We start from the raw sequence: 14268 nt of genomic DNA, 5'->3' as shown, positions 1-14268 counted from the left end.
CGGGGCGTACGGTCGAGCGAGCGCGACCCGCGCGGCGGCCTCCCTCGGCAAGGTGGGAACGGCCGCGGACCGGCGCACCGGGCCGGCGCGGGGCGGCGCGCGCCTACCCCGGGGCGACGCCCTCGGCTGCGGCACGCCGGCCGCCACGGACGAGGAACACCATCGCAAGGAGGAAGGCGATGCCGGCGAACGTGAGCACCGCGTCGGTGAGGAGGACGCCGCGCGCGGGCTCGACCGCGAGCCACCGCGCGACACGCGACCCGACGGACCCGTCGAGCTGGGTCACGTAGCTGATGGCGAGGTTCGCCGACGCGTTGAAGAGCGCGTACTTCGTCGCGGTGGCGGCCGACAGCCCCACCATCTCGAGCACCATCCCGGCCCACGTCGCGAACGCGATGCCGCCCGCGAAGAGGTAGGTGAACGTCCCCCACAGGTACGTCCACGGGGTCATCGGCGCGAAGGCCATCGCGACCGCGCACAGGGCGGTGATCCCGCCGGAGAGCGCGTAGGCGAGCCGCCGGCTCATCCGGTCGGCGAGGACGCCCCCGAGGAGCGCGCCGACGGCGGACGCGATGCCGCCGCCGAGGCCGTTCGCGAGCGACACCATGTCCGCGTCCGCGTGGTACTGCGTCGCGATCCCGGTGAAGAGGTTCGACATCGCCTGACAGCCCACCGGCGCGAGGCAGATGAGCAGCCCGGTGAAGCCCTCGCGGCTCGTGATGGTGGCCCACAGGTCCTTCAGCATCGCGCGGAGGTGCAGCGCGGTCGCGCGGCCGAGGCTCCCGGCGCGGCGCACGGCCTCGTCCACGAGCCGCGGCTCGACGATGCGCAGCGCCACGCCGGCGCTCGCGACGACGATCACCGCCATCGTGAGGCTCGCGGCCCGCGGCGACACCCGATCCGCCACGAGGATCGCGAGGGCGCCGAGGAGCCCGGTCGAGCCGACGTTCGAGGCCATGGCGAAGCCGCCCACCTTCCCCTTGTCCGAGAGGCGCGTCGTGGTCGCCATGAGCGCGTTGTTGGCGGCGTGCCCGGTCGTCGCGACCGCCTGGAGGACGGTGAGGAGGACCGCGAACGCGGGCAGCGTAGCGAGCGGATCCGGCATCAGGGCGATCGCCACGAACAGCGCCGCGTTCAGCCCCGCCATCGCGAGATACCAGAGCTTCCGGTACGACCCGAGGTCCAGGATCGGGATCCAGGCGAGCTTCGCGGCGTGCGCGAGGTTCGCCCCGGCGGACACCGTCGCGATCGCGTCGATGGCGTAGCCGCGCCGCTCCATCCAGAACGGCACGGTGATCGACAGGAACCCGACCGCCGCGCCGAACGGGAGGTCGAGGAAGAGGAAGATCCAGGGCGGCGTCGGCTTGGCGGGATCCGGGGTGCGGTCGTCCATGGGCGCGGGCATTCTAGGCGGGCGCCCGCCGCGCGGCTATGCCTTGGCCGCCAGCCACCCGCCCACGGGCGCCTGCGTCCGCTCCCGGAGCTCCACGTCCTGCCGGAGCCGCTCCAGCGTCTGCGCGATCGCCTGCCGCGCCTCGTCCACCGGGTGCTCCGCGAGGAAGGTCTGCGCCTCCTCGAGGTGGCGGCGCTCCACCAGGGCGCCCATCGCCTCGACCACGCGGCGGAGGAGCATGGGGGCGCCCCGCACCTTCTCGAGGAGCGGCGCCCACTCGGCGCGGAGGCGGATCCAGAACGGATCCCGCGCCGTGCGGTTCCCGAGGAGCGCGCCGACGAACGACGCGGAGTCCTGCAGCGGCACGTCCCCGGAGAAGCAGAGGTCGATGCCGCGGTGCGCGAGCCCGGCGTCCTCGAAGGACGCGAGCGCGAGGAGGTACCGGCGCCGGAACGCCGGGTCGGTCTCCTTCCCGAACAGGCTCCGGAACGCCTCGAACCGCGCCGCGTCGCCGGCGCGCGCCACGATGGCCACGGCGGCGTCGTGCAGGTTCGCCTCGAGGGCGGCCCGATCGCCGGCGAGCCAGCGGTCGAGGCGCGCGCGCGCCTCCACCGCCACCTCGCGGTCGCGCGCGACGAGGCCGAGCGCCCGCACCGCCGCGGCCCGGCGCAGCCGCACCGCGTCCGGCTCGCCCGCGGCGGCGTCCCAGCCCACCGCCGCGAGCTGCGGCCGGAACAGCCGCGCCACGAAGGCCTGGAGCGCGGGCCGGTCCTTCTCCTCGACGAGCCGGTGCTCGATCGTCGCGAGGCGCGCGACGAGCTCGTCGAGCACGGCGTGGTCTTCCTCGCCGGCGAACGCCTCGCAGAGGTCCAGGAACGCGCCGATCTCGCGCTCGCCGGCGCGCACGAGCGCCCACTCGTCCTGCACGAGCGCGATGCGCTCCGCGGGCCCGAGCGCGCCGAGATGGCTCCGGAGCGCGGCGAGGAGCCCCGCGTCGTACGCCACCCGGTAGAAGCCGGTGGCCCCCGCGTTGCCGCACAGGACCTCCGGCTCGCCCTCGAGCACCACCTCGGTGCTCGCCTCGCGGAGCAGCACCCGCTGCTCGACGTCGCGGCCGCCCGTCCGGTAGCGGATCACCATCGGGACGGGCCAGAGCGCTAGCGTCGCACCGGTGGCCGACGCGGGATCCGAGAAGAACCGCCGCTGCTCGAGCCGCAGCGCGCGGCCGTTCCGCGCGACCCGGACGAGCGGGAAGCCGGGCTCGCCGATCCACGCGTTCGCGAGCTCGACCACGGGCTGCTGCGACGCCTCCGCCAGCGCGCTCCAGAGGTCGTCCGCGACGGCGTTCGCCTTCGCGTGGCGGCGCATGTACCGGCGGATCCCGTCGCGGAACCGCTCCGCACCGAGATACCCCTCGATCATCCGGAGGACCGCCCCACCCTTCTCGTACGTGATGAGGTCGAACGCCTCGCCGGCGTCGGCGACGTCCTTCACCTCCGCGCGGATCGGATGGGTCGAGCGGAGCGCGTCGAGCTGCATCGCCGCCGCCTTGCCCTGGTCGAAGTCGAGCCAGACCCGCCAGCCGGGGTTCCACTGGTCGACGATCTTGTAGGCCATCCACGTGGCGAACGCCTCGTTCAGCCAGAGATCGTCCCACCACGTCATCGTGACCCAGTTGCCGAACCACTGGTGCGCGAGCTCGTGCGTCACGACCTCGGCCACCCGCTTCTTCTGCGCGAGGGACGCGGTCGAGGGATCGAGGAGGAGCGCGACCTCGCGGAACGTCACGAGGCCGGCGTTCTCCATGGCGCCCGCCTCGAACTCCGGCAGGCCCACCTGATCCAGCTTCCCGAACGCGTACGGGACGGCGAAGTAGTCCTCGAGCCGCGGCAGCACCTCGACGGCGACGTCCTGGCCGAACCCGGTGAGCGGGACCTTCTCCGGGCTCGCCCAGGTCCGGACGGGGACGCTCCGGACCGTGACGGGCGGCAGGGCGTCGACGCGTCCGACGACGAGGGCGACGAGGTACGTCGGCAGGGGCGGCGTCTCGGAGAAGGACACGCGCCGCGTCGCCCCGCGGTCCTCCTCCCGCACCGGCGTCCCGTTCGACAGCACGACGGCGCCCTTCGGCGCCTCCACCGCGAGGCGCCACGTCGCCTTGAACCCGGGCTCGTCGAAGCACGGGAAGACGCGCCGCGCGTCGGCCGCCTCGAACTGGGTGGCGGCGAGGCCGCTCCCGGCCAGGTACAGACCGCGGAGCCCGGGCGTCATCGCGCCCGAGAAGGACAGGTCGAGCGTCGCGGGGCCGGCGGGCGCAGCGGCAGCCAGGCGGAGGATCAGCGTCTCGCTCGCCTTCGCCGTCCTGACCTCGGCGACGGGCACCTGCCGGCCGGACGCGTGCAGCACCGCGCGGTCGAGCGCCAGGTCGGCCGCGTGCAGGACGATCTCCTCCGCCGGCGCGGAGAGCGCGAGCTCGATCCGGACGGTCCCCGAGAAGCGCCGCCCGTCCAGGTCGACGGAGAGGGCGGCGTCATAGGCGCTCGGGCGAACCCCGGTGGGCAGCCGGTAGGTCCGGACGTCGGTGGCGTGAGGCATCTCGGGGGGCTCCGGGGATGGCACGAACTGGCCCGTGAGCATGAGGCCGTAGACGGCCGCGGGGCAACGACAAGTTGCGTCCCTCCCCGCCCCGACGGCCAATGGCCGGCGGGCGCGACGCCGCCGTCGGTCGCCTCGGTGCACGTCGCCCGGCGTTTCCGAGCGCCCGGCGGGCAGCCCCCTCTCGGGGCCCGGCAGTTGGCAAGCCGCAGCGCGTTAGTTTGATTAGAGAATCGACACGTCGCCGCACCCGGTGGGCGGCGGACGAACCGAGGGCGCTCGATGACCACGAACATGAAGGAACAGGACGAGATCCGCCGCTCCCGTGACGTCGCAGAGGCATCGCGCGAGTCGGAGTGGCAGGGGGCCGGGTTCCTGAGGGAGCTGTTCCTCGGGCGATTCCGGCTGAACCTCATCCACCCATACCCGCTCGCCGAGTCCGACCGGCCGGAGTTCAAGCGCTGGTACGCCGAGTTCGAGGCATTCCTCCGCGACGAGGTCGATCCCGTCGAGATCGACGAGACCGGCGAGTACCCGCCAGCGGTCGTGGACGGGCTCCGGAAGCTCGGCGCCTTCGGCATGAAGATCCCGGCGCACTACGGCGGCCTCGGCTTCAACCAGGTCGAGTACGGAAAGGTGATGGCGCTCCTCGGCAGCTACGACGCCAACCTCACCGCCCTCCTCTCCGCCCACCAGTCCATCGGCGTCCCGCAGCCGCTCAAGCTGTTCGGCTCCGAGGAGCTGAAGCAGAAGTACCTGCCGCGGATCGCGAAGGGCGCGATCAGCGCGTTCGCCCTCACCGAGGCGAACGTCGGGTCCGATCCGGCGCGCCTCGCCACCACCGCCGAGAAGACGCCGGACGGGAAGTTCTACGTCCTCAACGGCTCGAAGCTCTGGTGCACCAACGGCACCATCGCCGAGCTGCTCGTCGTCATGGCGCGCGATCCCAGGACCGAGGCGATCAGCGCCTTCGTGGTCGAGACGAGCTGGCCGGGGGTCGAGATCACCCACCGTTGCCGGTTCATGGGCCTCCGCGCGCTCGCGAACGCGGCGATCCGGTTCACCGACGTGCGGATCCCTGCCGAGAACCTCATCGGCAAGGAGGGCCGCGGCCTCAAGATCGCCCTCACCACCCTCAACACGGGCCGGCTCTCGCTGCCGGCGGCCGTGACCGGCGGCTCGAAGAACATGCTCGAGCTGTGCCGCAAGTGGTCGTCGGCGCGCGTGCAGTGGGGCCAGGAGATCGGCAAGCACGAGGCGATCACGCACAAGCTCGCCGAGATGGCGTCCAGCGTGTACGCGATGGAGGCGGTCTCGGATCTCGCCCAGTCGCTCGCCGACAAGAAGGGCTACGACATCCGGCTCGAGGCCGCGGCGGCGAAGGAGTGGAACACCGTCAAGGCATGGCGGATCATCGACGACACGATGCAGATCCGCGGCGGGCGCGGGTACGAGAAGGAGACGTCGCTCGCCGCGCGCGGCGAGGTGCCGGTCGGCGTCGAGCGCGCCATGCGCGACCTCCGCATCAACCTCATCTTCGAGGGCTCCTCGGAGATCATGCACCTCTTCATGGCGCGCGAGGCGGTCGACAAGCACCTGCAGATCGCCGGGGCGCTCATCGATCCCAAGGTCCCGGCCGGGAAGAAGCTCGCGACGCTGCCGAAGGTGGGCGCGTTCTACGCCTCGTGGTACCTCGGCCTGTGGGTGCGCGGGATCTTCGCTCCCCGCTACGGCGAGTTCGGGAAGCTCGCGCGGCACCTCCGCTTCGTCGAGCGCGCGTCCCGGAAGCTCGCCCGCGAGATCTTCCACTCCATGGTCGTCTTCCGCGCCGCCGCGGAGCGGAAGCAGGGGTTCCTCTTCCGGCTGGTCGACATCGCGAACGAGCTCCTCGCCATGAGCGCGAGCGTCGCGCGGGCCGACGCGCTGCGCCGCGCGGGGCGGCCCGAGGCGGCCCAGGCCGAGCGGCTCGCGGACCACTTCTGCCTCACCACGCGCCGGAAGGTGCGCGGCCTGTTCGCCGCGCTCTGGAAGAACGACGACGACCGCGCGTACGCGCTCGGGCGGGAGGTGCTCGCCGGAAAGCACGCGTGGCTGGAGGAGGGCGGCATCGGCCTCGGCGTCACCGTCGAGGAGCTCCGCCCGAAGGAGCAGCCGGCGCTGCGCCCGGCCCAGCCCGGGGAGCGGCCCGCGGCGGTCGTCCACCCGCCCGCCACCGTCGCCTGACGGTCCGCGCCGTACCGCGCGGGGCGGTGGACGGCGGCCGCCGCCTCCGAAGCGTCGTCCCCGGCGGACGGGAGTGCGCGCGCCGGGAGGGCCAGGTTAGACTGCCGCCCGGATGATCGCCGCAGCGTTCTCGCTCATCGCCGCGGCGGTGGCGGCCTACGTCGCGCTCCTGTCAGCGCGGTTCGCGCGCGCGCCCTCCTTCCCGGACCAGGGCTGGTTCGCGCGCGTCGCCCTCACTGCCGCCGCGTTCACGGCCTGCAACGTGGTGACGACCGCGCCGGGTGCGCCCGACGACCTCGTCGTCCTCTTCGCCCGGTTCCAGATCTTCATCGGGACGCTGCATGCGGCGTCGTGGCTGCACTACTCGAGCGTCCACCTGCGGACGCCCTCGCGGCTCGACCGGCCGCTCTCGATCGCGCTCGTCGCGCTCGGAGCGCTGGTGCTCGTGCCGTACGCCGGCTTCACCGGGACCGTGACGCGGACGACGTTCGCAGCGCTCGGGATCCACTACAACAACGCGGAGCCGACCGCGGTCGCGGACGGGGTCCTGGCGGTCGCCTACGCGGCCCTGCTCCTCGTGACCGCCCGGTTCTGGCGCGCTGCGCGCCGCGGGGTGCCCCACGCGGCGCTCCACGCCGCGTCCCTCGTCGTGCTCCTCGCGATGGCGGTGAACGACGGGCTCGTCCTCGCGGGCGTCCTCTCGACGCCGTACCTCCTCGATCTCGGCTTCGTCTTCCCGGTGGCCGCGGTCGCCTACGCGCTCGGCGCGCGGGTGGTGGACGACGCGCGCGCGCTCGCGCAGCTCCGGCACGCCCTCGAGCAGCAGGTGGAGGAGCGCACCGGTGAGCTGGCGCTGAGCGAGTCGGCGCGGGTCCGGGCGGAGAAGCTCGCCGCCCTCGGCCAGCTCTCGGCCGGCGTGGCCCACGAGGTGAACAACCCCGCCGCGATCCTCTCCGCGAACCTGCGGTACCTCTCCGACGCCGCGGACCGCGGGCGGGCGCTGCCGGCGGAGGCGGCGGAGGTGCTGCGGGAGTCGCGGCAGGCGGTGGACCGGATCGCGCGGATCGTGCGGCAGCTCCTCGACACGAGCCGCCTCGCGGCCGAGGCGGGCCGTCCCGGCGCCCCCGTGGACCTCGCCGTCGCCGCGGCGGACGCGGTGCGGCTCGCGCGGCCCCGCACGGGCGCCGTCCGCATCGACGTCGACGTGCCGGCGGAGCTCTGGGCGACGGCGCAGGACGAGCTCGTCGTGCAGGTGATCGCCAACCTCGTCGTGAACGGGGCGCAGGCCATCCCGCCGGGGCGCCAGGGGCACGTGACGGTGCGCGGTGCGCGGGCCGGGGACCGGGTGCGGCTCCTCGTCGAGGACGACGGCGCCGGCATGGACGTGGAGACGCTGCGACGGGTGTTCGAGCCATTCTTCAGCACGAAGCCCTTCGGCGCGGGGACCGGGCTCGGGCTCGCCGTCTCCCGCGGGCTCGTCTCGAGCATGGGCGGGGACCTCCGGCTCGAGAGCGCCCTCGGCGTCGGCACCCGAGCCGTCGTGGAGCTCCCCGCGGGCTCGGCGCCCGCGACCGCGGGCGCTCCCCAGCCGGCGCCGCACGCCGAGGCGCCGGAGCGCCGCCGCTCGGTCCTGCTCGTCGACGACGACCCCGCGGTGCGCGCCTCGCTCGCGCGCCTGCTCTCGGTCGACTACGCCGTCACGGTCGCCGGCGGGCCCGGCGACGCCATCCCGCTCGCCCGGTCCGGTCGCTTCGACGTGATCCTCTGCGACGTGATGATGCCGGACGGCGGCGCGGAGCGGCTCGCCGCCGCCCTCGACCGGGAGGCCCCCGCCGTCGCGGCGCGCCTGGTGTTCCTGACCGGCGGGGCGTCGACGCTCGCCGCCCGGGCGTTCCTCGCGGACGATCCCCGGCCGGTGCTCGAGAAGCCGCTGGACCTCGACGCGTTCGCGCGCACCGTGCGCCCGCTGGAGGAGGCTCGCCGCACGCCGGCGGCGTGAGGTCGCGACGGCGGCTCAGCTCGCGCGGCCGTACAGGCGCACCGAGAACCAGGCGCGCTCGTCGGTCCAGGTCCGGTCGAGCCGCCACCCGGCGATCGCCGCGAGCGCGTCGAACGCGCGCGGCTCCCACTTGTAGGAGCTCTCGGTGTGGATGGTCTCGCCCGCGCGGAACGCGAACGGCGCGCCGGCGACGTGGACGAGCTGCGCCTCGTGGCTCTCGAGGTGCATCTCGATGCGCGAGAGCCGGGCGTCCCACGCCGCGCGGTGGCGGAAGCGCGAGAGCATGAAGTCGCCCGCGAGCTCGCGGTTGATCCGCGCGAGCAGGTTCAGGTCGAACGCGGCGGTGACGCCGTGGGCGTCGTCGTACGCCCGCAGGAGCGTGCCCTCGTCCTTCGGCAGGTCCACGCCGACGAGGAGCGCGCCGCCCGGGCCCGCCTCGCGCGCCATGCGCCGCAGCAGCGAGACCGCCTCCGGCGGATCGAAGTTCCCGATGGTGGAGCCCGGGAAGAACGCGAGCCGCCGCGCGCACGGCAGGTCCAGATCCGGGAGCGCGACGCCGACCGTGAAGTCCGCCACGACCGGGCGGACGACGAGCCGCGGGAACCGGCGAGACAGCGCCTGCGCCGTCTGCGCGAGCGCGTCCGGCGAGATGTCCACCGGCAGGTACGCGGCGGGCCGCCGGAGCGCGGCGAGGAGCCTGACGGTCTTCCGTCCCGATCCGGCGCCGTACTCGAACACGAGGGCGTCCGGGCCGACCGCCTCCGCGATCTCGTCCGCGTGGAGGTCGAGGAGCGCGAGCTCGGTCCGGGTCGGGTAGTACTCCGGTTGCTGGCAGATGAGCTCGTACAGCGCCGAGCCGCGCGCGTCGTACAGCCACTTCGGCGAGAGCGCCTTGCGCGGCGCGCCCAGGCCGTCCAGCACCTCGGCGAGGAAGCGGGCCGACTCTCCCCGCGCCTCGAGCTCCACCCCTCCGGCACCGATCACGGATCCCTCGCGAGCCGGACGCCGCTGAACTGCCAGCGCGCGCCCGGATGGAAGAAGTTGCGATAGCTCGGCCGCGCGTGCCGCCTCGGCGTCGCGCAGGAGCCGCCGCGCAGCACGAGCTGGCTCACCATGAACTTCCCGTTGTACTCGCCGAGCGCGCCCGCCGCGGGCCGATACCCCGGGTAAGGCTCGTACGCGCTGCGGGTCCACTCCCAGACGTCGCCGAGCAGCTGGCGCGGCCCCTGCCCCGGCGAGGCCGCCGCGGGGTGGAACCGGCCGTCCTCCGCGAACGTGCCGGTCGCGCCGGGCGCCGCGTCCGCCGCCGCCTCCCACTCCGCCTCGGTGGGGAGCCGCGCGCCGGCCCAGCGGGCGTACGCGTCCGCCTCGTACCAGGACACGTGCGCGACCGGCTCCGCGTCGTCGAGCGGGCGGACGCCGCCGAGCGTGAACTGCGACCAGCCCCCGTCCGGCCCGGCGAGCCAGTACAGGGGCGCCGTCCACCCGTGCGCGCGGACCGCGTCCCAGCCGTCGCTCATCCACAGCTCGGGGCGCCGGTATCCTCCGTCGGCGACGAAGGCCCGCCACTCGCCGCAGGTGACCGGGCGCGACGCGAGCGCGTGGGGCGCGAGCAGCTCCCGGTGACGCGGCCGCTCGTTGTCGAACGCGAAGCCGTCGTCGGGCGCGCCGAGCTCGACGACCCCCTCCTCCCGCGCCAGCCATCCGAGCGCCGGCGCGGGTCGGGCGGAGGGCGGCGGCGGCGCGGGCGCGTACGCCGGGCGGAGCGGGTTCACCGAGAACGCATGCTTCAGGTCCGTGAGGAGCAGCTCCTGGTGCTGCTCCTCGTGGTTCACCCCGAGCTCCGCGACGGCCGCGAGCGCGGCGGGCACGCCCGCCTCGAGCAGCTCGGCGATCTGGGCGTCGACGGCGGCGCGGTACCTGAGCACGTCCGCGAGCGAGGGCCGCGAGAGCAGGCCGCGCTCGGGTCGCGGCTGCCGCGGACCCGCCGCCTCGTAGTAGGAGTTGAAGACGTACGCGTACGAGGGATGGAACGGCCGCAGCCCGGGACGGGCCCGCGCGAGGACGAACGTCTCGAAGAACCAGGTGGTGTGCCCGAGGTGCCACTTCGCCGGGCTCGCGTCCGGCATCGACTGCACCATCGCGTCCTCGGGCGTGAGCGGCGCAGCCAGCGCCGCCGTCGCGCGGCGTGTCTCCAGGAACCGCGCGAGGAGCGACGCCGTCGGGGTTCGCGCCGTGCGCGCCCCGTCGGATCGCTGTGGCGGTCGGAAAGGGTCGACGCCCGGCACGCCTGGAAACCTCTCCACGGGGCGAGGGCGACGCAACGCAATCGTCGGCGGCGGCCCGGGCGGGGTCGCACGGTCCCGTGCGGGGCGCGTTTTCCGCTCGCGGCGCGCCGGAGGCGCGCTAGCCTCTCGCGCCGTGACGCTCGAACCCCACGCCGAGCTGGCCCGCCGCCTCGATGACCGCCGCGCCCGCGTCGCGCGCCTCGACCGCGCCGACGCGTGGGTCGCCCGCGGCCGGCTCGCCGTCTTCCTCGCCGCCCTGGCGGTCGCGGCCCTGGCGTGGGGCGCGCGCGCCCTGTCCGCGTGGTGGCTCCTCGCGCCGGCGGTCGCGTTCGCCGTCCTCGCCGTCCGGCACGATCGCGTGTTCCGCGCCCGGGAGCAGGCGCGGCGCGCAGTGGCGTTCCACGAGGCGGCGCTCGCGCGCATCGACGGACGCTTCGCGGGGCGCGGCGTCTCCGGCGAGCGCTTCGCGGACCCGGGACACCCGTACGCGGCCGACCTCGACCTGTTCGGCGCGGGCGGCCTGTTCGAGCTGCTCTGCGCGGCGCGGACCGGCCCCGGCGAGGAGCGGCTCGCCGCGTGGCTCCTCGCGCCCGCCGCCGCGGACGTGGTCCGGGCCCGCCAGCGGGCGGTGGCGGCGCTCGCGCCGAGGCTCGATCTCCGCGAGGACCTCGCGGTGCTCGGGGACGACGTCCGCGCCGGCGTCGACGCGGCGACGCTCGCGGCCTGGGGCACCGGCCGGGGCGGGCTGCCGCCGCACGTGGTCCCGATCGCGCTCGTCCTCGCGGGCGCGGGCGTCGCCGCGCTCTGGGGCTGGCTCGCGGGGCACGGTGCGCTGCCGCTCGTCGCGGTCCTGCTGCTCGCGTGGGGGTTCCGCCGCACCGTGCAAGCGCCAGTCGCGCGCGTCCTCGGCGCCCTCGGCCGGCCCGCCGCGGAGCTGCAGGTCCTCGCCCTCCTCCTCGCCCGGCTCGAGCGCGAGCCGCTGGACGAGCCGCGCCTGGCGGAGCTGCAGGCACGGCTCCGCGCTCCGGCGCCCGCCTCCACGCGCATCGCGACCCTCGTCCGCATCGCGATGCGCATCGAGTGGGCGCACAACCAGCTCTTCGCGCCGGTGGCGTTCCTGCTGCAGTGGACGCCCCTCCACGCCGCGCTCGTCGAGCGGTGGCGCTCCGCGAACGGCGCCGCCGTGGCGGGCTGGCTCGACGCCGTGGCCGAGCTCGAGGCGCTGTCGTCGCTCGCGGGGCACGCCTACGAGCAGGCCGGCACGACGTTCCCGGAGGTCCTCGACCTCGGCCCGGACCGCGGCGCCTCCATCGCCGGCGAGGCGCTCCGGCACCCGCTCCTGCGGGCCGCCGTCCCGAACGACGTGACCCTGGGCGGCGCGGGGCCGCGAGTGCTGCTCGTGTCCGGCTCGAACATGTCCGGGAAGAGCACCTACCTCCGCACGATCGGCGTGAACGTCGTGCTCGCGCTGGCCGGCGCGAAGGTCCACGCGGCGCGCCTCGCGCTCACGCCGGTCCACGCCGGCGCGACGCTCCGCATCCAGGACTCGCTCCAGGCGGGGAAGTCCCGCTTCTACGCCGAGATCACCCGGCTGAAGGAGCTCGCCGACCTCGCCGCCGGCCCCTTCCCGCTGCTGTTCCTGCTCGACGAGATCCTGCACGGCACGAACAGCCACGACCGGCGCATCGGCGCGGAGGCGATCGTGCGCGGCCTGCTCGATCGCGGCGCCATCGGCCTCGTCACGACGCACGACCTCGCGCTCACCGAGCTCGCGGGAGCGGGCGCGGTGCTCGCGAACGCGCACTTCGAGGATCAGGTCCGCGACGGCGAGATCGCCTTCGACTACCGCCTGCGCCCGGGCGTGGTGCAGCACTCGAACGCGCTGGCGCTGATGAGAGCCGTCGGGCTGCGGGTCTGAGGACACACCCGAACCGAACCCCGACCCGAACGCGGACCCGGCGCCCGTCCCGTGACCCGCGCCCCTGGCCCGTGGGCCCTGGCCCGAGGCCCGTGCCCCGGCGCCCCTACTCCACCGTCAGCACCTCGGCCCCGTCCGCCTTCACGACGATCGTGTGCTCGAACTGGGCCGAGCGCTTCCCGTCGGCGGTGACCGCGGTCCAGCCATCGTCCCAGAGCAGATCTTCCCAGGTGCCCTCGGTGATCATGGGCTCGATGGTGAACGTCAGGCCGGGCTCCATCACCCGCTTCATCGACGGGTCGTAGTGGTGCGGGATCTGGAGCTGGGTGTGGAACGTCTCGCCGATGCCGTGGCCGCAGTACGACCGCACGACGCCGTACCCGCTTCGCGACGCGTGGGCCTCGATGACGCGCCCGATGTCGGAGATCGGCCGCCCGGGCTTCACGGCGGAGATGCCCTTCTCCAGGCACTCGCGGGCGACCTGCACGAGCTTGCGGCCGGCGGGGTCGACCTCGCCGACGAGGAACGTCGCGGAGCAGTCCCCGTGCATGCCGTCGAGGAAGACGGTGATGTCGAGATTCACGATGTCGCCGCCCTCGAGCGGGCGGCTGTCGGGGATCCCGTGGCAGATGACCTCGTTCACCGACGTGCAGATCGACTTCGGGAAGCCCCGGTAGTTGAGCGGGCTCGGGTAGCCGCCGAGCCGGATGGTCTCGGCGTGCGCGATCTCGTCGAGCGCGTCGGTCGTGATCCCCGGCCGGACGGCCTCCCCGGACACGCGGAGCACGCGAGCGGCGGCGCGGCAAGCCCGGCGGAGCCGCTCGAGCTGCTCCGGGGTCTTCACGTCCTGCCCCTGGCCGCGCGGGCGCCCGTTCCCCGCGTAGTCGGGCCGCGGGACCGACGGTGGGACGCCGCGGCGCGGGGAGACGATGCCGGGCGCCAGCGGACGCCGGCTCGCCCGGACGGGCGAGGCCTGCAGGGCGCCCCGGCTGTCCGCGTCGAGGTGGCACTTCTTGTACTTCTGGCCGCTGCCGCACCAGCAGGGGTCGTTCCGCCCCGGGCGCGTGTTCGTCGCGACGTCCGGCCCGCTCACCGCAGGGCCTCCGAAGTCGCTCTGGGACCGGCGAAGATCATGCCGGACGGTTTTAAGGAAATCGCCGCCGGCGGGCAACCGCCGGAACGATCTCCAGTTCCGCTGTTCGTACTCCTCCCTCTCCGCGGCGCCCGTACTCCCTCTCCCCCACGCGGCCTCATCGCGTGGGGGAGAGGGCCGGGGTGAGGGGGCGCCTCCCGCACGCGACCACCGCGGCGACGCAGCGACGTCGCCCGTAGGTCACGGGGGCGTCGCGCTCCTCAGATCTGCGACGGTGCGTCGGTCTCGCCCGGGATGGAGGCGGACGCGTCACCCTCCTCCTCCAGCTGCTCGGCCATCTGCTCCATCCGGCTCCCGAGGTCCTCGAGCTCGTCCTTCGAGCAGTTCTTCTGCACCTTCGGGAAGAGCTGCTGCTCCTCCTCCCCGACGTGGTGCTCGATCTGCTCCTTCAGCACCGTGCAGCGCGCGTCGAACTGCTCGTCCTCGGGCCCGGTCTCGAGCAGGTCGGCGATGACCCGCTTCACCGACAGGTGCTCCTCGACGGCCTCCCGGAGCAGCTCCTCCGTGTTCTCGGCCTTGGACTCTGGATAGAAGAGCTTCTCCTCGATCTGCGCGTGGATCGCCATCGCGTCGGCGATCTGCTTGAAGAGCCGCTCCTTCGTCTTCTTCGCGCCCTCTCCCGCACCCTCCAGCTCCTCGAAGAGATCCTTCACCTCACGGTGCTGCTGCTTCAGCATCTCGATGGCGTTCACGGTCCGC

At 74.4% G+C, this 14268-nt stretch carries 9 protein-coding genes; 3 read left to right on the top strand and 6 right to left on the bottom strand.

Going from position 1 to position 14268, the window contains the following annotated elements; all coding sequences use genetic code 11:
- Nucleotides 1-103 precede the first annotated feature (103 nt).
- Together AMOR_RS26485 and AMOR_RS26480 are read right to left on the bottom strand one after the other, a co-directional pair.
- Nucleotides 104-1393, bottom strand: coding sequence for an MFS transporter (locus AMOR_RS26485; protein WP_248355720.1), 1290 nt, complete (start codon nt 1391-1393; stop codon nt 104-106).
- Between the two features lie 36 nt (nt 1394-1429).
- Nucleotides 1430-3988, bottom strand: coding sequence for a M1 family metallopeptidase (locus AMOR_RS26480; protein ID WP_248355719.1), 2559 nt, complete (start codon nt 3986-3988; stop codon nt 1430-1432).
- 282 nt (nt 3989-4270) lie between these two features.
- Between AMOR_RS26480 and AMOR_RS26475 the strand changes: the two genes are divergently transcribed.
- Together AMOR_RS26475 and AMOR_RS26470 are read left to right on the top strand one after the other, a co-directional pair.
- Nucleotides 4271-6211: an acyl-CoA dehydrogenase family protein gene (locus tag AMOR_RS26475; protein WP_248355718.1), complete on the top strand. Its 1941-nt coding sequence runs from the start codon at nt 4271-4273 to the stop codon at nt 6209-6211.
- Nucleotides 6212-6323: 112 nt separating this feature from the next.
- On the top strand, nt 6324-8210 hold the full coding sequence (locus tag AMOR_RS26470) for an ATP-binding protein (RefSeq protein WP_248355717.1): 1887 nt from the start codon (nt 6324-6326) through the stop codon (nt 8208-8210).
- 15 nt (nt 8211-8225) lie between these two features.
- Here AMOR_RS26470 and egtD read toward each other — a convergent pair whose 3' ends face one another.
- Both egtD and egtB read right to left on the bottom strand, forming a co-directional pair.
- Nucleotides 8226-9194, bottom strand: coding sequence for an L-histidine N(alpha)-methyltransferase (gene egtD, locus AMOR_RS26465; protein WP_248355716.1), 969 nt, complete (start codon nt 9192-9194; stop codon nt 8226-8228).
- Nucleotides 9191-10498, bottom strand: a complete 1308-nt coding sequence (gene egtB / locus AMOR_RS26460; RefSeq protein WP_318653837.1) for an ergothioneine biosynthesis protein EgtB — start codon at nt 10496-10498, stop codon at nt 9191-9193. The genes egtD and egtB overlap by 4 nt, the downstream gene beginning before the upstream one ends.
- Nucleotides 10499-10631: 133 nt before the next feature.
- Here egtB and AMOR_RS26455 point away from each other — a divergent pair, with 133 nt between their 5' ends.
- Nucleotides 10632-12416, top strand: a complete 1785-nt coding sequence (locus AMOR_RS26455; RefSeq protein ID WP_248355715.1) for a MutS-related protein — start codon at nt 10632-10634, stop codon at nt 12414-12416.
- A gap of 106 nt (nt 12417-12522) precedes the next feature.
- Here AMOR_RS26455 and map read toward each other — a convergent pair whose 3' ends face one another.
- Together map and AMOR_RS26445 are read right to left on the bottom strand one after the other, a co-directional pair.
- Complete coding sequence (gene map, locus AMOR_RS26450; protein WP_248355714.1) at nt 12523-13509, bottom strand: type I methionyl aminopeptidase; 987 nt, start codon at nt 13507-13509, stop codon at nt 12523-12525.
- Between the two features lie 260 nt (nt 13510-13769).
- The gene (locus AMOR_RS26445; protein WP_248355713.1) at nt 13770-14261 is read right to left on the bottom strand and encodes a hemerythrin domain-containing protein; all 492 of its coding nucleotides are present in this window, start codon (nt 14259-14261) and stop codon (nt 13770-13772) included.
- Nucleotides 14262-14268 lie beyond the last annotated feature (7 nt).

This window comes from Anaeromyxobacter oryzae (assembly GCF_023169945.1).
GTDB lineage: Bacteria > Myxococcota > Myxococcia > Myxococcales > Anaeromyxobacteraceae > Anaeromyxobacter > Anaeromyxobacter oryzae.
The sequence above is the reverse complement of the archived record's forward strand: the minus strand, read 5'-3'. Positions and strand labels throughout refer to the sequence as shown.

Bases quoted from the DNA above. Each gene is read 5' to 3' on its own strand.
- AMOR_RS26485 (WP_248355720.1), bottom strand. From the start codon at position 1,393: ATGGACGACCGCACCCCGGATCCCGCCAAGCCGACGCCGCCCTGGATC.
- AMOR_RS26480 (WP_248355719.1), bottom strand. From the start codon at position 3,988: ATGCCTCACGCCACCGACGTCCGGACCTACCGGCTGCCCACCGGGGTT.
- AMOR_RS26475 (WP_248355718.1), top strand. From the start codon at position 4,271: ATGACCACGAACATGAAGGAACAGGACGAGATCCGCCGCTCCCGTGAC.
- AMOR_RS26470 (WP_248355717.1), top strand. From the start codon at position 6,324: ATGATCGCCGCAGCGTTCTCGCTCATCGCCGCGGCGGTGGCGGCCTAC.